This window comes from Enhygromyxa salina, from assembly GCF_002994635.1.
GTDB lineage: Bacteria > Myxococcota_A > Polyangia > Nannocystales > Nannocystaceae > Plesiocystis > Plesiocystis salina_B.
The window spans coordinates 69,989-87,466 of the sequence record NZ_PVNL01000035.1; the positions used below are offsets into that span (position 1 = coordinate 69,989).

General features: G+C 67.3%; 10 protein-coding genes. 8 read left to right on the forward strand and 2 right to left on the reverse strand.

What is annotated here, in order from left to right:
* Window positions 1-7 precede the first annotated feature (7 nt).
* The 3 genes from ENSA7_RS07315 to ENSA7_RS07325 all read left to right on the forward strand — a co-directional run bounded on the left by ENSA7_RS07315 (window position 8) and on the right by ENSA7_RS07325 (window position 7,045).
* The gene (locus tag ENSA7_RS07315; protein WP_106088486.1) at window positions 8-3,523 is read left to right on the forward strand and encodes a sulfatase-like hydrolase/transferase; all 3,516 of its coding nucleotides are present in this window, start codon (window positions 8-10) and stop codon (window positions 3,521-3,523) included.
* A 43-nt stretch (window positions 3,524-3,566) separates the two neighbouring features.
* Entirely contained in the window at window positions 3,567-4,568 is a 1,002-nt protein-coding gene (locus ENSA7_RS07320; RefSeq protein ID WP_106088487.1) for an AAA family ATPase, read from the forward strand.
* A 104-nt stretch (window positions 4,569-4,672) separates the two neighbouring features.
* Window positions 4,673-7,045 (forward strand): S8 family peptidase, encoded by a 2,373-nt coding sequence (locus tag ENSA7_RS07325; protein ID WP_181233375.1) that lies wholly within the window; start codon window positions 4,673-4,675, stop codon window positions 7,043-7,045.
* A 71-nt stretch (window positions 7,046-7,116) separates the two neighbouring features.
* Here the strand turns inward: ENSA7_RS07325 and ENSA7_RS07330 are convergent, their stop codons facing one another.
* Complete coding sequence (locus ENSA7_RS07330) at window positions 7,117-9,531, reverse strand: S46 family peptidase (RefSeq protein ID WP_106088489.1); 2,415 nt, start codon at window positions 9,529-9,531, stop codon at window positions 7,117-7,119.
* 275 nt (window positions 9,532-9,806) lie between these two features.
* Between ENSA7_RS07330 and ENSA7_RS07335 the strand changes: the two genes are divergently transcribed.
* The 4 genes from ENSA7_RS07335 to ENSA7_RS07355 all read left to right on the forward strand — a co-directional run bounded on the left by ENSA7_RS07335 (window position 9,807) and on the right by ENSA7_RS07355 (window position 14,571).
* Entirely contained in the window at window positions 9,807-10,589 is a 783-nt protein-coding gene (locus ENSA7_RS07335; RefSeq protein WP_181233377.1) for an RNA polymerase sigma factor, read from the forward strand.
* Window positions 10,586-12,226, forward strand: a complete 1,641-nt coding sequence (locus tag ENSA7_RS07340; protein WP_106088491.1) for a FecR domain-containing protein — start codon at window positions 10,586-10,588, stop codon at window positions 12,224-12,226. The genes ENSA7_RS07335 and ENSA7_RS07340 overlap by 4 nt, the downstream gene beginning before the upstream one ends.
* A gap of 302 nt (window positions 12,227-12,528) precedes the next feature.
* Window positions 12,529-13,026, forward strand: a complete 498-nt coding sequence (locus ENSA7_RS07345; protein WP_106088492.1) for a hypothetical protein — start codon at window positions 12,529-12,531, stop codon at window positions 13,024-13,026.
* 819 nt (window positions 13,027-13,845) lie between these two features.
* On the forward strand, window positions 13,846-14,571 hold the full coding sequence (locus ENSA7_RS07355) for a hypothetical protein (RefSeq protein ID WP_146157438.1): 726 nt from the start codon (window positions 13,846-13,848) through the stop codon (window positions 14,569-14,571).
* A 25-nt stretch (window positions 14,572-14,596) separates the two neighbouring features.
* Here the strand turns inward: ENSA7_RS07355 and ENSA7_RS07360 are convergent, their stop codons facing one another.
* Window positions 14,597-16,291: a hypothetical protein gene (locus ENSA7_RS07360; RefSeq protein ID WP_146157439.1), complete on the reverse strand. Its 1,695-nt coding sequence runs from the start codon at window positions 16,289-16,291 to the stop codon at window positions 14,597-14,599.
* Window positions 16,292-16,448: 157 nt separating this feature from the next.
* Between ENSA7_RS07360 and ENSA7_RS07365 the strand changes: the two genes are divergently transcribed.
* A complete protein-coding gene (locus ENSA7_RS07365) occupies window positions 16,449-17,429 on the forward strand; it encodes an AraC family transcriptional regulator (protein ID WP_106088496.1) in 981 nt (326 codons plus the stop codon).
* Window positions 17,430-17,478: the final 49 nt, after the last annotated feature.

Consider the following 17,478-nt stretch of genomic DNA (forward strand, 5'->3'; position numbering starts at 1 on the left):
CGCGCTCGTGGGCGTGGTCGTGGCGTTGCTGCTGACGCCACGACCAGCACGGGCCGCGCAGTATGGTTGGGCGCTCGAGGCCGAGGCGACCCCGGCGAAGCTGTGGGTGGGCGCCGACGCCGAGGTTCCGGTCACGATCCGCAACCTCGGCAGCCAGCCGTGGGCGCCGCGTCTGGGTGATCGGTTCTCGTATCACTGGCGCAGCGAGTCCGGCGAGCTGCTGGTCCGCGACGGGCTGCGCACCCAGCTGCCCAAGTTGGTCCGCAGCGGCGAGGCCGTGACGCTGACCGCCCGCGTGCGACCGCCCGACGCACCCGGCCGCTACCAGCTCGAGTGGGCCCTCGTCCGCGAGCACGTGACATGGTTTCCGCCGCCGCTCGACGGACCGATCTTTCACCCGGTCGAGGTCGAGGTCGGCGAGTTTGGATGGGAGAGCGTCTCGCTCGAGCTGCCCGAGCGGCTGGCCGCCGCCGTCACGATCGAGGTCCCGGCGCGGGTCCGCAATCGCGGGCAGATCTCGTGGGAGCCCCAGCTGGGCGACGCGCTCGCCTATCACTGGTGGTCCGACGAGGGCCAGCTGCTCGAGTTCGATGGACTGCGCACGGCCTACGCGAGCGTGGTGCCTGCGGGCGCCGATGCCCAGGTCCAGCTGCGCGTCCGACCGCCGCCGCTGGGGGGCAGCGAGCCGCGCCGGGTGTGCCTGGAGCTCGAGCCGCTGCGCGAGCGGGTCCGCTGGTATGGACCGGACGCGACCGGTGCCTCGTCGGAGCTGACGTGCGCGTGGGTCGACCCCGACCCCTTGCAGTGGGCGTTGATCGACGATGATCTGCCGGCCCGGCTGGCGATCGACGAACCCGAGCAGCTCGTCAGCGTGACGCTGCGCAACACGGGCAGCGAGGCGTGGGCCGACGGGGATCAGCTCGGCTACCGCTGGCGCCCCGCGAGCGGGGGCGAGCTGATCGAAGGCGCGCGCACGCAGCTGCCCGGACCGGTCGAGCCCGGCGAGTTCGTGGCGCTGGACGCCCGCCTCGTCGCGCCCGAAGACCCCGGCGACTACGAGCTGATCTGGGGGATCGTGCGCGAGGGCCAGCGCTGGTACCCCGAGCCCCGCGGCGGTCGAGCGCGGCGGCAGGTCGAGGTCAGCGGCCCGCGCCTGGCGTGGGGGCTCGTCGAAGCCGCGACCGTGCGCCACGTGTGGGTCAACCGCAGCGCCAAGGTCGAGCTCGAGCTGCAGAACCTGGGGACCGAGACCTGGTCCGAGGCCAGCGGGGATCACCTCGCGTATCACTGGCTCGACGCCGACGGTGAGATCGTCGACTTTGATGGGCTGCGCACCAACTTCGCTCAACCGGTCGCTCCCGGAGAGCGCGTGCGCGTGACCGCCAAGATCCGCGGACCCGAGCGCGCCGGTCGCTATCGCTTGCAGTGGGAGATGGTCCGCGAGCACGAGCGCTGGTACGGGCCGCCGGTCGAGCTCGCCCTGGCCCGCGCGTGGGAGCCTGCCAGCTTGCCGACCGTGCGCGCGACCTGGCTGGCGGCGGCGCTGGCCGTGGCGCTGGGGTTGGTCACGCTCGCCGGACCGCTGGCGCGGCGTCGGTGGTCGCCGACTGGCGCGCGCGCGCAGCTGGTGGTCGAGCACTTGCCCCTGATCTGGGCGGGCCTGGCGATCTGGTCGCTGACCCTCGCGTTTCATGACCTCTCGGGGATCGAGGCCTGGCGGTGGTCGACCGCGCTGGCCGGCTCGGGGGCGTGGCTGTTCGTGGCCGCGCCCGCGCTGGCGGGTGGGCGCACCCGGATCTGGCTGGCCGCGTTGGTGGTGGTCGGACTGGCGATCCTCGGCGTCGCGGATCTCGTCTACATGCACTACTTCGGCAGCATCGTCCCGGCCGTGGCGCTGACCGCCTCGCACCACCTGGGCGAGGTTGGCGACAGCGCGGTCGCGGAGCTCGAGGGCGCGTGGAGCTGGCTGGCGGTGGTGCCGATCACCGGCTTGCTCGCCGCCGCGAGCTGGCCGGCCAATCCTTCGGCCGACTCGGTCTCGGTGGCGCCCAAGCTGCGGACCCGGCTGCTCGCGTGTGGGATCTGCCTGCTGCTAGCCAGCCCGGCGTTGGTCCGGCTGGGCGTCGCGCTTGGCGGCAGCCTGGGCGCGCGCGTGTTCTCCGAGCAGGCGATGGTCGGCCGATTTGGGTATCTCAACGCGCACCTGTTCGACCTCGCCCGGACCGTGCGAGAGCGCGGACGTCGGGGCCGGCCGAGCGAGTCCGAGCTCGCGCAGATCCACGCATGGTTTCAGGCCCGCGCGGTGCAGGTCGAGCAGGCGCTGCTGGCCGCCGATCCTCGCCAGCAGGGCACGGGCCACAACCTGCTGCTGATCCAGGTCGAGGCCGCGCAGAGCTGGGTGATCGGGCTCGAGGTCGAGGGCCAACCGGTCACCCCGTTGCTCAATCGCATGCGTGACGAGGCCGATTGGTACCCCTACCTGATCGACCAGACCAACCAGGGCAAGACCTCCGACGCCGAGTACTTGGTCCTCAATTCGCAGCACCCCCTGGGCGAGGGCGCGGTCTGTTTCTTGCGGGCTGACAACCGGTTCTTCACCCTCGCGCACGTGCTGCATGCGCGCGGCTATTCCACGATCTCCGCCCACCCCTACAAGCGCGGGTTCTGGAATCGGGCCGTGCTGCATCCGCGCTATGGGTTTGAGCGCTCGCTGTTTCGGCGCGAGCTCGGGCCCGGGCAAGAGACGGGCTGGGGTCTCGCGGATGGGTTGTTCTTCGAGCGCCTGTTGACCGAGCTCGAGACCCTGCCCCAGCCGTGGTTTGGGTTCGCGATTACGCTGTCGCTCCACCACCCCTATGATGAATTCCCGGCGCAGCTGAGCGAGCTCGAGCTCGGCGCCCTGGAGGGGACGCGCGTCGGGAATTACTTGCAGGCCATGAACTACTTTGATCGATCGCTCGCGCAATTGCTCGATGGTCTCGACGACGCTGGGTTGTTGGATCACACCGTCGTCGCGCTATACGGAGATCACGACGCCCGCTTCGAGCTCGACGAATACCCCGAGGTCATCGAGCTCGCGGGCGCGGACGGGTGGGATCCCGCGCTGTTTCACCGACTCGAGCGCGTGCCGCTGTTTGTGCGGGTGCCGACCCAGCAGCGGCCGGCCTACGGTCGCGTGGAGGTGACCGGCGGGCAGATCGACGTTGCGCCCACGGTGTTGCACGCGCTTGGGATCGAGCGCTCGCCGGGCTTTGTCGGGCAGCCATTGTTGCCTGGCATGGAGTCGCAAGGGTTCGCGGCGTACCCCGATGGATCTGCGTTTGGGCCGGTGTCGATCGACGGAGGTCGCATGTTTGTCGCGGTCGGGCACGGGATCCCGCGCGAGGGCGGCTGCTTCGAGTTTCCCGACGGCGGGAGCCGGCCACTGAGCGAGTGCGAGGCGCTGGCCGAGCGCGCCCGGGAGGAGCTGTCGATCTCGCGCGCGGTGGTGGACCACGATCTGCACGTTGCGATCACGCGCTAGGCCGCTCGGGTTTCCGGCGGTACACTGAGCGTGGACACGCGACGTGGCGACGGCAGATCAACTCCGGGCTCTGATCGAGAGCCACAACCAGGGCGACGAGGCTCGGTTCCGTGCTGTCGCCATGCAGATCGCCGCGTCCTCCGCCAAGCATGGCAAGACCAAGCTCGCGGACCAGCTGCGCACGCTGGTCGACGAGGCCCGCACCCAGCGCTCCTTGCACGTCGGCCCGGCGCGTCCTGTGCCTATCGCCAGGCCCGCGCGAGACCTCGCAGGCTTGCTCTGCGCCTCGTACCCCGAGACTCGCCTGGGCGACATGGTGCTCACGGACGAATTGCGCCAAGCGATCGAGCGTGTCATCGCCGAGTACCGCGCGCGAGACCGACTGCGTGGGCACGGGCTCGCGCCCCGAGCGAAGCTGCTGCTGGTCGGACCCCCCGGGTGTGGCAAGACCATGACCGCCTCGGTCCTGGCGGGTGAGTGTCGGCTACCGCTGATGACGGTGCAGCTCCACGCGCTCATCACCAAGTACATGGGCGAGACCGCGGCCAAGCTCCACCTCATATTCGAGGCCATGGAGAGCACCGCGGGCGTCTACCTATTCGACGAATTCGACGCGATCGGCAGCACGCGAAGTACCACGCAGGATGTAGGCGAAATCAGGCGCGTGCTGAACTCATTCTTGCAGTTCCTCGAGCAACACGACTCGGACAGCATCGTCGTTGCGGCGACCAATCTATTGCCGATGCTCGACGACGCGCTGTTTCGCAGGTTCGACGCCGTCCTCCACTACGACTTGCCTGCGCCGCAACACGTTCGACCCTTGATCGAGAATCGACTGTCCGCGTTCGTGACCAAGCGACTTACCTGGAAGCGCATCGTGGCCGCCGCCGAGGGTCTGAGCCACGCGGAGATCGTTCGTGCCGCCCAAGAGTCGGCCAAGGACGCCGTCCTTGCCGACACGGACACCGTGACGACCAAGGACCTGGTCCGCGCCTTGACCGAGCGTACGGCGTACCGTACCGTGGCTGTCTCGAGTTCTCCATGAGTGAGTTGCGGCGTCTATATCTGCGTGGGACTGAAAGAGCTGTTAGCTACACGGCGCGCGGTGGCGGTGGTGATCAGTATACGAGACCTCCACGCGACCGGGCATTGCACGCGGACAAGCTCCTGTCCCAGCTGGAACAGTCCGCATCCGAGGCTCAGCGGCGTGGGCTCGAGCCTGCGGATCCCACCCCGCTCACGTTCGAGCTCACGCGCGAAGCCGAGGATTTGATCGGATCCCTCGAGCGGTTGCGGAGTGGCATTCACCTCCTGAGCGCGATCGAAGGCCCGAATGGCATTCGTGCAACGGTCCGGGTTCCCGACGGGAAACGGAGCATCGTCGAGGCCGTTTTCAACCGCTACAAGACCGAAACCAATACTAAGAGCGGACGGCCGAAACACCAAGACCTCGTCGAGAACATCGAGAGCATTCGACTGGCGACCGAAGCCGACCTGTGGACGGACAGTTTAGCCTTTCCCCAGCCCGCCGAGACCCTGTGGTGGGAGGTCTGGCTCTACGTCGGCGCGAACGACCACGCTGCGGTGAAACAACAGTTTGCGGACGAGGCCGCGTCGGCTCGGCTGGAGGTCAATCCGCGCATGCTCGTGTTCCCGGAGCGAGCCATCGTGTTGGTATGGGGCAGTCACGAGCAATGGCAGAGACACGCGCGGCTGTTCCTTCACGTCGCCGAGCTCCGGCGTGCCAAGCCCCTGAATTCGGAGTATGTCGAGAGCTCTCCGAGGTTCCAAAGGGAACTCATCGACGATCTCGTCGACCGAGTTGTACGGCCTTCACCGCATGCCCCGGCCGTCTGCCTGCTGGATACCGGTGTCGCGCACGGTCACCCCTTGCTCGCGCTCGGCCTGGAGCCGAACGACGCGCAAGCCGTCGAACTGAGCTGGGGAGCGCGCGACCACCATGCTGGCCGGCACGGGACGACCATGGCGGGCCTCGCACTATATGGATCATTGGTCGATGCGCTGCAGTCGAGCGAGCTGGTCACGCTCGAGCACCGGTTGGAGTCGGTCAAGATCCTCCCACCGAACGGCGAGAACCGCCTGGAGGTCTACGGCAGCGTGACCCAGGAGGCGATCGCCCGGATCGAGAGCTTGCAGCCACAACGCCGTCGGGTGTTCAACCTCGCGGTCACGGCCGACTGCCGTGATGGCGGCCTACCGTCATCGTGGTCCGCCGCGGTGGATCAGACGTGCGTCGGCGGAGCGTTGGCAGGAGAGCCCAAGCTGATCTGCGTGGCGGCAGGAAACCTCCGCGATCAGATCGTTGGGGACGACTACGAGTATCCCATGTTGCGGGATAGCTCTTGCGGTGTCGAGGATCCGGGGCAGTCGTGGAATGCCCTGACGGTCGGCGCGATGACGGAACGGGTCGACGTCGGTCCCGACCCAGCCTACGCTGACTACACGCCAATCGCGATGCCCGGCGACTTGTGCCCGACCAGCCGCGTGTCGCTGGCGTGGCCCGAGGCCGCACGAGATGGATGGCCGGTCAAGCCGGATGTCGTGATGGAAGGTGGGAACTGGGCGGTGGGCCCGGGGCAGGAGCGGTGCGTCCCGGATGATCTGGGCTTGTTGACGACGACGCTGCGTCCCGGCGGTGCGCTGCTGTCGATTACACACGACACCAGCCCGGCGACCGCTCTGGCGGCTCGCATGGCGGCGCGGATCTGGGCTCGATATCCCGACTTGCGGGCGGAGATCGTGCGAGGGCTCATGGTTCACTCGGCCCGTTGGACCTCGGCTATGCGTCGACGCTTTCCGGGAACGAGCAAGGCGATGATCCAAGACCGTCTGCGGTGCTACGGGTACGGTGTACCCGATGAAGCCCGAGCGCTGCGTAGCGCCGAGAACTTGGTGACCCTCATCTACGAGGGCGCGCTGACCCCGTATTGCCGAGACGAAAAGTCGAAGACCATCAAGACGAAGGAGATGCACGTGCACGAGCTGCCGTGGCCGACGGCGACGTTACAGCAATTGGGTCACGAGCGTGTGCAACTCCGCATCACGTTGTCCTACTTTGTCGAGCCCAGCCCCGGGCGGCGAGGTTGGACGCGGCGCCACCGGTATGCCAGCCACGGTCTACGGTTCGCCGTTTTCCGGCCTACCGACACCGAACCGCGGTTCTTGAAGCGAGTGAGCACGTCGGCCCTCGACGAGACCGAGGCGGACGATCCTGGCTCGAATGGCGATGATTTGGCTTGGGTCGTTGGTCCGCAGAAGCGGGGACAGGGCTCGATCCACTCTGACTGGTGCGACGCGACCGCAGCCGAACTCGCGGTATGCAACAAGATCGCTGTATATCCCGTGACTGGTTGGTGGCGAGAGCGCAAGCACCTCGAGCGCTGGGGCGAGAGCGCACGATACAGCCTGATCGTGACCTTGGAGACCGCTCGCAATGACGTGCAACTCTACTCGGAGATCAAATCTGCGATCAGGATCCCGAGCGAGGTCACGGCCAGGTAGCCGGGCAAAATCCCGGCCGAGCGGCGTGGTTGTCGAGAACGCACCTCCGCGGATGTGCACGCCACGAGAACTCAGTCTCGTTTCCGCCGCCGAAGCCCCGCGAGCCCCACGAGCCCGAACAGCAACACCCCCGGCGCCCAGGGCTCCTGTTCGACCGTACACCCACACCCAGCCGCGCTCGCAGGCTTGCGCGCGGTCGCAGGCTTGGTCCCGGTGCGCTCACCTTGCTTCGCCCCCTCGGCCTCGCCGCTCGGAGCACCCTTGGGCGCGGCGCCCTCAAACTCCGCAACCCCGAGCTCTGTCAGCAGATGCCCCGCCCCCTCGACCTCATCGAGCATCCAATAAAGATACCGAGCATCGGCGATCACGTTGCGCGAGTGGCTTGCCCGCCACAGGTAATCACCCGCAACATTCTCCCACACCCGATCAAAGTTGAACCCGACCAGCTCGCCCTTGCCGTTGATCACAGGCGACCCAGAGTTGCCACCGGTCGTGTCGCAGTCGGCCAAGAACGCGATCGGCACGTCGCCGAGCTCGGCGTCGATCCAGCGACTCGCGGTCGCGGTCTTGGCCTGCTCGAGCACGGCGTCGGGCAGGTCGAATTCGCCGGCGTCCCTGTGCTTGGCGACGGCCCCCGCCAGCACGGTCTGGGGCTCTTGAACCTGATCATTCCACTTGCTGTAGCCCTGCACGGTCGCGTGAGACATGCGCAGGGTCCCGTTGGCGTCGGAGTAGAGCGAGGTCCCGCGCATCCGCGAGATCAGCTCGAAGTAGTGAGGCTCGAGCTCGAGCAGGCGACCGCGCTCGGCGTCCTTGATCTTCGCCAGCTCGTCGAGCTCGGGCACGAGAGAGCGCGCGAGCACCAACATGGGATCCTTGCTGGCCGCGGTCTTGCCCGGATTCTCGAACATCTGCTGCAGCGCCTTGGGGTCGGCCAGCGCCGAGCCCTTCAGCGCGTCCTTGGCCGCGGCCAGGTAGGCCTCGGGTGGGCCGCTGACGCCGTCGCGCTTGCTGGGCATGCCGCCCTGGCCCTTGGCGGCGCCCATGATCTTGTCGAATCCGGCGATCCGGCGACCCTCGAGCATGTCGGCGTAGGCCAAGAACGAGGCCAGCAGCTCGACGTCGACCTGCGCGTCGTAGTCCTTCGTCGCCTGCTCGAGCCGGTTCCAGACCCGATCGTGGTCGCGGTCGCGGTAGCCCGACTTGCGCTCGACGTCCGGCTTGGCCCGCTCTTGACTCCACGTCACGAGATCCCGGGCGATCACCAGGCTGCGCGGGGCGTAGTTGAGGCTGTCGAGCAGGAACGACCAGGCCTCGCGCTCGCGCCTGGCCTCGGTGATGCTGGCGAGCGCCTCGAGCGTGGCGATCGCCTGGTCGTCACCGCCCTCGAGCATGCGCCGATCCTCAGCGCCGCGGGTGGCCGAGAACTTCGAGCGGTCGAGCCCGGCGATCTTGCCCGCCGCGTTCTTGTGGCGATTGGCCAGGCTCTTCTTCAACGCCGCAACCTTGATGCCGACCGCGGCGTCGCGCTGCCCGGCGGCCTCGAGGATCTCGATCCACTCGCCGTACATGCTCACGCGCATCGGCAGCCACTGCTGGTGATGACGCTCGAGCTCGCTGGCCCACAGGTAGCGATCGGTCTTGCCGGGGTAGCCGAGCACGGCCACGAAGTCGCCCGGATCCACGCCCTGGGCCGACGGTCGCAGCCACTGCGTTGGGTGATAGGGCACGTTCTGTGTGGCGTAGTCCGACGGCTCACCTTCCGGGCTCGCGTACGCGCGCAGCAGCGAGAAGTCGCCCGTGTGGCGGGGCCACATCCAGTTGTCGGTCTCGCCGCCGTACTCACCGATCGCCGAGGGCGGCGCGTAGACGAGGCGCACGTCGCGAAGCTCGACATACTCGTGCAGCTCGAACAGCTTGCCGCCAAAGAACGACGACACGTGGCAATTGCGGAACTCGGCCGCGGCCTCGCACGCGTCGACCAGCTCGTTGCGGGCTTGGTCATACGCGCGGGCCCGGGCGCCGTCGTCTTCGATGCCCTCGAGCTTGGCGTGGACCTGCTCGCTGACGTCGGTGATGCTGCGCAGGATCTTGATCGAGTTGCCCGTCGCCGGCAGCTCCTCACCGCGGGTCTTGGCCACGAACCCATCTTTGAGATAGTCGTGCTCCACCGTCGAATTGCCCTGCAGGGCCCCGTAGGCGCAGTGGTGGTTGGTTGCGATCAGGCCGTCGGCGCTGACGAACGCGGCCGAGCAGCCGCTGAAGTTGACGGCCGCCCGCATCAGGCCGCCCGTGTGCTCGTCGCCAGCGGGATCCCACAGCGCGCTCGCGTCGAGCGTGAGTCCGGCCTTGGCGGCCTCCGGTTGGATCTCCGCGATCTGGCTGGGCTTCCACTGACCCTCGTTGGCGAGCGCGGCCTGAGTGCAGAGCAGCAGCGGCGCGCACAGGCACGCGAGGGACAGCGGGATCGAGACGAAGCGCGACATGGGTTGCAGTCTCTACCAAGCGGCACGGGTTGCGAAACTCGCGACGGGACATGGGCGTGTGTTCGCCAACGATCGGCCTCCCATACCGCATTGACCAATGCGACTCCCCTTGCCCGGAAGTTCGGAGCGTCACCCCGACGGCAGATCGCTCGCCCCGAGCGCGGCGACGGACGAGTCCGAACAGCTCGGCCCGAGCCTCATGGCCGTGGCCAGCGCCGCGCCCGACCTTGGTCTCTGGGTGCCCGCTGCTCGACAGCCGGAAATTTTATCCACCCATGTCAGGCCCATCCGTCCACGGCCTCGCGGAGGTGTTACTGCAGGCGAAAGACCGCTACTCTGCGGTCGTGGTGGCGGCGGCAATGCGTCCTCGGGTCCCGGTGCCGGTCGAGGGCACGAGCCCCGACTGCGTGGGGCCGACGCTGCCGGTCACCAGTGACCCCGCAGGCGATCCCGCTGCAGACCTCGAGCTGATGAACCGGGTCGCCGCGAAGATCCCCGAGGCCCAACGCGAGCTGGTCGAGCGCGTGATCGCCCAGGTCCGGGCCCGCGCCCGCAAGTTCACCCACAACGAGGCCGACGCCGACGATGCCACGCAGACCGCGATCATGGAGGTCCTGCGCTCGGCCACCAACTTTCGCGGTGAGGGCAAGCTCGAGGCCTGGTGCGATCGCATCTGCGTTCGCACGATCATCCGGCAGCAGCGAGGCCGGCTCCGCGCGCAGGCTCGGCTGACCGACGTCGACCCCGATCGCCTCGAGCACCCGCGGGCGAGCTACACCCAGATCCCCGAGGCCAGCGTGTGGCGGTTCCTCGACGAGCTCTCCGAAGATCGCCAGCAGGCGCTGCAGCTGTGGGCGGTGGGGTTCACCGTCGAAGAGATCGCCGCCCAGACCCAGGCCTCGCCCAACACCGTCAAGGACCGCCTTCGCATGGCGCGTCGACAGCTGCGCCAGTGCTTGCGGCAGCGCGAGACGATCGCGTCGATCAACTCCATCAAGTCGATCAAGTCCGTGATGCCAGCCATGCCGATCCGGTCGATTACCAGGAAAGCCACATGACCCCCGACCAAGCCAAGCATGGCGGCGACGCCCAGCGCTGGGAGGCGCTGATTGACCGAGAGGTCGTGGGTGAGTCGCTCAGCGATGACGAGCGGGCGTTCGTGCGCGAGTACGAGGCCGGACACCCCGAGTGCGCCAAAGAGCGCGAGCTGTGGGCGCTCGCGCTCGATGCACTCGCGGAGCCAGAGATTGATGCAGTGGTAGATACCGACGCCGAGCTCGAGCAGCTTGGCGCGCGCGCGCTCGCGGCGTTTCGGGCCGAGCAGCAGCCGGCTGCATCGCTACGACAGCCCCGCAGGCGGCCGCCGCTCGCGGCCATGGCCACGCTCGCGGCTGCGGCCGGCTTGCTGGTATGGCTGGGCACTCGCGGGGAGGACCCGCAGCAGGTTGGTGACGCAGGGTCGAGCGCTCGGCCAGATCAGCCCGTCGAGACCGCGCCCGAGATCGATCACGAGCGGGCTCCGGCGAGCGCAGACGCGACGCCGGTCGACTCGGTTGGGTGGTTGAGCATGTCGAGCATGTCGAGCACGCCTGGCAGCTCGGGGACTGAGCTTGGCGGCGCGGTCGGGCCGGGCGCGAAGCTGTCGGTGCCGGGGTGTGTGTCGTGGGCGAACCCCAGCGCGGTCGTGTGCTTCGAGGGGGCGCTCGAGCTGCCGGGTGCGAGCGAGGTTGGCCAGCGGCGGGTTCACCTCGACGAGGGGCGGCTCGTCGCTGCGCTCGATCCGCTTGGGCCCGGTCAGCGCTTCACCGTCGAGACTGTGCTCGGTAGCGTGACGGCGATCGGGACCGTGTTTGCGGTCGAGAGCCACGAGGGTCGCGTGTGGGTGACCGTGCTCGAAGGGCGAGTGGAGCTGCGGGATCCCAGCGTGCGCTTGCTCGAGGTTGGTCAGCGGACCAGCATGCGGGGTGAGATCGGCAGTGACGAGCCCAGTCCCGTCGAGGTGACGCCTACCGCCCTGACGCAGCTCGCCGGCCTGGCCGAGCTGCTGCGGGCCTCGCCCGGGACGGCGCAGCTGTCGATTCCGGCGCAGGGGGAGCTGTCGCTGCAGCTCGATGGTCACGCGCTTGGTGGCGGGGTGATGGACCTGTCGCTGGCTGCAGGTGTTCACGCGTTGGGGGTGTTTGATGATCGGGGGGAGCTGCTTGCTGAGCGCAGGCTGGAGCTCGAGGAGGGGGAGCCGCTCGAGCTCGCGGGGTTGCTTGGTGGGTTTGATGCGGCCGGAGATGGTCAGGCGCGGGTGAGCGCGAAGCAGCCTACTCCCAGCGCCAAGCAGCTTGCCGAGGCTGCTCAGCGTGAGCGTGCGGCGGGGCATCATGGGGAGACTGCTGGTTTGTACCGGGCGCTGCTGGAGCACTATCCGGATAGTCCTGAGGCGGTGAATGTGCCTGTTCGGCTGGGGGACTTGTTGGCTTCTACGGGGGATCACGTGGGGGCGCTGGAGGCCTATGATCTGTACCTGGAGCGGGGGGCGAAGCAGCTCGCGCCTGAGGCTGAGTTTGGTCGGATCTTGGCGCTGCGTGCACTCGGTCGGCGGGGGGATGAGGCTGTGGCGATTGCGGCGTTTTTGAGTGCGCGGCCGGATGATTATCGGCGGGGGGAGCTCGAGGGGCGGCTTGCTCGGTTGGTGGTGCAGTAGGCGCGCGATGAGTGCGTGCGTGAGCCGGCAGATGCCCGGCTGATCTGGCGCACAGACCCTGGTCTCGCAAGCGTTGACTTCGTCCGGGAAATTTGGAGAGGAGCAGCCATTCCAGTCCCGAGGACGACGTGCGGGCCATGCAGTACCAGGGGGTCGACCGGCGCCCTCTATTCCCATCCGCTGGTCGCCGCAGTAGTCTGCCGAAAGTGGGTCGTCCCACAGCCCGAGCGAGCAGCGACACCAGCGCGTCCGCCGCGGCTCCCTCGTGAGTCCAGGGCACCTCGAGCGCAGAGTAGAGTCCGATGACCGACGCGAACCCCGCCTATGCGCTCTTCGAGCGCGCCGTGAACAAGCGCCGTCTCTCCAACCGCATCGCCGCCGTCGTCGTGACGCTGATGTCGATCGCGGCCGTGTACTGGGGCTTCTCCGAGACCGGCGACCGCTCGATGGCCCGGATGGCCCGGATGGCCACGCTCGGCGCCTTCGGCCTGCTCTTCGGGCCCATCGTGCTCGGCCTGAGCTTCCGCGCGTCGAAGGGGCTCGAGGCGATTGGATCGCCGCAACGGATCGTGTGGTTCTACACCGTCAATCAGGTGCAACACATTACCGGCGTCATGATCGGGACCGGGGACGGCAAGCTGCACAAGCTGCCGGTCCCCAGCCTCGAGGAGGGCCCGCAGGCGGTGGCGCTGCTGCGGCAGGTCGCGACCGAGGCCACCGAGGGCTTCTCCGAGGAGCGGCGCGTGAAGTTCCGCGCCCAGCCCGAGTCGCTGCGCAAAACGACCGGCGCCGCGTCGTAGCATCCCAGTCGTTGTCCCACTTTGGAGCCGGGTTCTGCTCATTGCGGAGAATATCCTCGAATGTCCCATCACCCTGAAGGCGGATGTCCTCTTCAAACAACGAGAGAATGTTACCTTGGTCCAATTTGATGACGAATTGGACTTGATTGCTGACAACGTTGGCAAGGTGAATCTAGACTCGTCCACGTTGACGTTCGAGTTGGAGGGACGGCTGAAGTCGCCACCGGCTTGGATTGACGAATGGATCGTAAAGGCGAAGGGCTGGAGGATGATCATTGAGTGAGGCCCGAGAGCAATGACCGGGCGAGGCATCATCCGAGATCCCGCCCGAGAGCAATGACCGGGCGGACTCTGGAGCGAAGCATCCGCGCGGAGTCGTATTCGCTGGGTTTCCGCGAGCCGCGTGGGGATGTTTCGCGCTCGGTGTCGTCAGTGATGAGTAGTAGTGTCAGCTCGAGCTGACGGCGCGCGCGGGCGCTCCAGACATCAGGCACACGCAGAAGATTGACGACGACCGACGCGGGGATGCTCGCGTCCGCGCGCACTCGGATCGAGCTAGGTTTCAGTCGATCGAGCTCGGCTGCGAGCGCTGGGGCATCCGCTCCGGTGGCGCTGCCGTCGTCGGCGCGCCACGCCCCAGAGCTGTCGAGGGTGAGCTCGAGCTCTGCGCCATGATCTGGGACGTGCCGGAGGGCCAACTCGGGTGTCCGCCCGGCCGGCCCCCGATGAAGGCTCCCAGCCCGGGTCCCGTGCGCGGCTCCTAAAGGTCCTCTGTGCCTTCGCCCAGACAATGCTGCTCAGCCGTGCTATTCGGAAACGGTGCGCAAGGCTGCTCGGATTGCCGTCATCCTCTCGTTGCCTGCCTCTGCGGTGGGATGTGATCGGCCAGGTGCAGGTGACTCCTCTGGATCTGGTGGCACGAATACGGGCAGCAGCGGCCAGAAGCCGACGTGCGAGCTCGCGTCGAAAGTACAACTCGCCGATGAGAACGAAGTCGCGCCCAATGGTCGAACCGGCTCGCAAATCTTGGCCGCGGTTCCAGAGTCCTTTCATACGTCCCTCCACTGGGACTTCTCGACTTCGGGAATTGAGGTCGAGGTGCCTGGGTCGGTTGGACTCAGCACCGGGCTCGACCTGTCGTTCACCTTTCCGCCGGAGCCTGAGTTCTACTTCGAGGACAGAATTGTCGTCGACGCATCTGGAGATGTTGTTGTCGATGTCGAGGTGATCTGCGAAGGCTATGTCACAACCAACTTAGATGTAACAATGTTGACTGAGGATGGCACGATTGCGCTCGAACTCACGGGACTCACGGTGCGGCTCGGACCTGACCGTCCCGAGACCGACTACGTGGCGAAGCCCTCAGTATATGAAACTGCGGAAATGCCGACTCCAGAAGTGCAGTTCCTGCAGCCCGAGGCTCTCGCGGCGAGCAGGGACAAGACCATTTCCCTCGTGTTCGATGGCCCGTCCGTTGAGGGCGCGCTCATCGTCTACGCGGAGGCCTCCTCCGCAACCTACGAGCACTTGGTGTCCAGGTGGTAAATCCGATCCGGCAGGTGCCCCTGTCTCAGCGCGCGACGATGTCGGCGCCCGCCAGCCCAGCGTGGACATCACGCGCCTCACCCACGAGAGCCGCCTGCTCATCAAAGTCAGCGGCGGTCAGCTCGACGTTGGCGATGTCGGTCTGCGTCTTGTTCGACCCGAAGATCCCTTCATGGCCACCGTAATACGCGTTACCCTCGAACACAGTCGGAATCGGCTCCTCGTAGCCTCCAAAGCGGAACGCCCGGTTGGCGCTCATCACTGAGTTCCGATACATGTACGTGTTCGCCGCGTCAGGCGTGTTGGATGCCTGATTGATCGAGACCGCCGCGTCGACGTTCTGATTGCCCTCGTAGACGACGCGGTTCCAGCACACCTCCTGGTTCGCGGCCGACTCCAGCGTGATCTGATTAGAGACGGCGATCGCAGCGGTCGCGGCTTTCCCAACAAACAGGTTGTCGCGGATCGTCACGTCGTTGGTGTCGTCCTTGGCGTGGATGAACATGTCGCCGTTGCCCGGCGGGAGGTCGACACCGATCGCGCGGTTGCCCTCGAAGAGGACGTGGCGAGAGTCGAAGGTGACGACGAGCTGGGAGGCGGCATCGGTCCTCAGCTCGGAGTCCAGCACGGCGAGGTTCTCGTGGTAGGGCCCGTCCGACATGAAGGCGATGCAGGCGGGGTTGTCGTTGCCGACCGTGCCGAGCGTGCTTTGGTCGAAGGAGCACTCCCAGAAGGTCACGCGCGCCGAGCGATTGTTCAGGTTGAACAGGCGATTGTTGGCGAGGTCGCTGCGGGATCCCACGAAGTCGATCCCTGCCACCAGGTAATCATCAAACTGTCCGCTATTGGCGGTCCGAAAGTGACCCTGCGACAGATCGAAGGTGACGTCCTCACCGGGCATGCCGACCAGGGCGATCGGCTTGGTCGTGCCGTCGAGGATCGGGCTGGTGTTCGGCGCGGCGGCGTAGATGTCGTAGTGACCGGACCGAAACACCGCGACGCGACCCGCGTAGGTGTCATCGTTGTCGTCCGCTCGCCACAACCCAGCGGAGAAGGTCTGCAGGGGGGCGTCGAAGGTCCCGGCGGCGTCATCGTCACCGCTATCAGCATCGACGAACACAAACGCGGTCGGGTCGGTGCTCAGGGTCCAGGTGAGCTCGGCCGAAGCCCCGGCTTGGTCGGTCACGCGCACCTGCACGGTGTGATCGCCTGCCTCCGGCGAGGGCCACTCGAGGACGCCGTAGCCCGGGGTGCGCTCGTGGATGATCCAGTCATGTGATTCGTCCATCGTCCGGTCGAGCTCACCCGCGACGAAGGCCGCCCCGGGAGGTCCCTCGACCAGCTCGTAGAGAAACGGCCACTCCCCGCCCTGAATCGCCACGCGCACGCGGTAGGGCAGCTCGGGGTGGGCGTGTCGGTGGTAGGCGTCGGCCGAGACCTCGCCGTCGGGACGGGGGTAGAGCGGATACATCTCGAGCTTGCTGCCCACGCGGTTGGCTTCGGGGATCAACCAGTCGCCGGGGGGCGGGTCGCCGTCGCCGTCGCCGTCGCCATCGCCGTCGCCGTCGCCGTTGCCGTCGCCGTCACCGTCACCGTCACCGGCGTCGTCGTCCGTGCCGGTTGACGCCGGGAGGTCGTCGGCGGGCGGGGTTTCGGCTCCACAACCCAAGCCAAGGGCCACGAGCACGACGGCAAAGCGCAAATCACGAAGGACGGACATCACGCGAACTCTAGACTCGCGCGTCCGAGTCGGTCGAGGGTGCCGACCTGATTTTTGTCACCCCCATGTCGCGCCGCAAAACCGCCGAGGCCGAGGCTTAGCGAGATCTCGGGTTGGCCGACTTGTGCCTGCTCAGAACTTTCGCGATCGTTCAACAATGTCGATCGCGTCGTTCGCAGCAGACGCGCCCCGTCCAGCGCCCACCTCTCTCGGCTGCCCCTTCTCGGACATTCTCCAGCTCACGGAGGCGAGCTCGGTCGTGTCCCGTGGGATCTCGGCGGGCGGAGCCTGGTCGCTTCGATTTCCGCGGCCCGGGAAGCTCAAGTTCTTCGCCCTCGCGCGGGGCCAGTGCTGGGTGCGGGAGGAGGGGCGCAAAAAGGGCCTGGTCCTCGACGAGGGCGACGTGATGCTGCTCTCGGGTCGCCGCGGCTTCGTCATCGCCGACGGCCCCGATACGCCGGCCAAGGATGCCCACCGGGTCCTCGCGGCGCGGCCCGAGCCGATCGTCGAGCTCGGCGACGGCGACCGGTCGGAGTGCGTCGTGCTGTCCGGAATGGTCTCGCTCCACCCCTCGAGCGGGCCCCTCCTGACCGAGGTCCTGCCCCCGCGCATCCATGTGCGCGCGGTCTCCCCTCGCGCAGCCTCGCTTCGCTGGATCGTCGAGCAGATCCTCCACGAGCAGCGCTCGGCGGTCCCCGGAGCGGCGGCGGCCTCGGCTCAGCTCGCCCAGCTGCTGTTCATTCAGCTGCTGCGCGCCCACCTGGCGAGCGCGGGGACCCTGCCCTCGGGTTGGCTGCGGGCGATCAGTGACGATCGGCTGACCCCTGCGCTGCGCCTGATCCACGGGGATCCGCAGCGAAGCTGGACCGTGGCCGAGCTCGCCAAGGCGGCCGGCATGTCGCGCACCTCCTTCGCGGTCCGGTTCAAGGCCGCAGCTGGAGCCGCCCCGCTGAGCTACCTGACGAGCTGGCGCATGCACCTGGCCCGGCGAAGCCTCCGCGAGAGCGACACCCCGATCGCCGAAATCGCGGCCGCCGTCGGGTACACGTCCGAGAGCGCCTTTAGTACCGCGTTCAAACGGGTAGCGGGGAGCTCACCGCGCTCCTATCGGGTTTCGAACGGACACAAAAGTATTTAGTAGTTTCAGGTATTATCCATTCAAAGCAAGGGTGTTACGCCTTCCTCCG

Bases quoted from the DNA above. Each gene is read 5' to 3' on its own strand.
- ENSA7_RS07330 (WP_106088489.1), bottom strand. From the start codon at position 9,531: ATGTCGCGCTTCGTCTCGATCCCGCTGTCCCTCGCGTGCCTGTGCGCG.
- ENSA7_RS07345 (WP_106088492.1), top strand. From the start codon at position 12,529: ATGACCGACGCGAACCCCGCCTATGCGCTCTTCGAGCGCGCCGTGAAC.
- ENSA7_RS07360 (WP_146157439.1), bottom strand. From the start codon at position 16,291: ATGTCCGTCCTTCGTGATTTGCGCTTTGCCGTCGTGCTCGTGGCCCTT.
- ENSA7_RS07340 (WP_106088491.1), top strand. From the start codon at position 10,586: ATGACCCCCGACCAAGCCAAGCATGGCGGCGACGCCCAGCGCTGGGAG.
- ENSA7_RS07365 (WP_106088496.1), top strand. From the start codon at position 16,449: ATGTCGATCGCGTCGTTCGCAGCAGACGCGCCCCGTCCAGCGCCCACC.
- ENSA7_RS07335 (WP_181233377.1), top strand. From the start codon at position 9,807: ATGTCAGGCCCATCCGTCCACGGCCTCGCGGAGGTGTTACTGCAGGCG.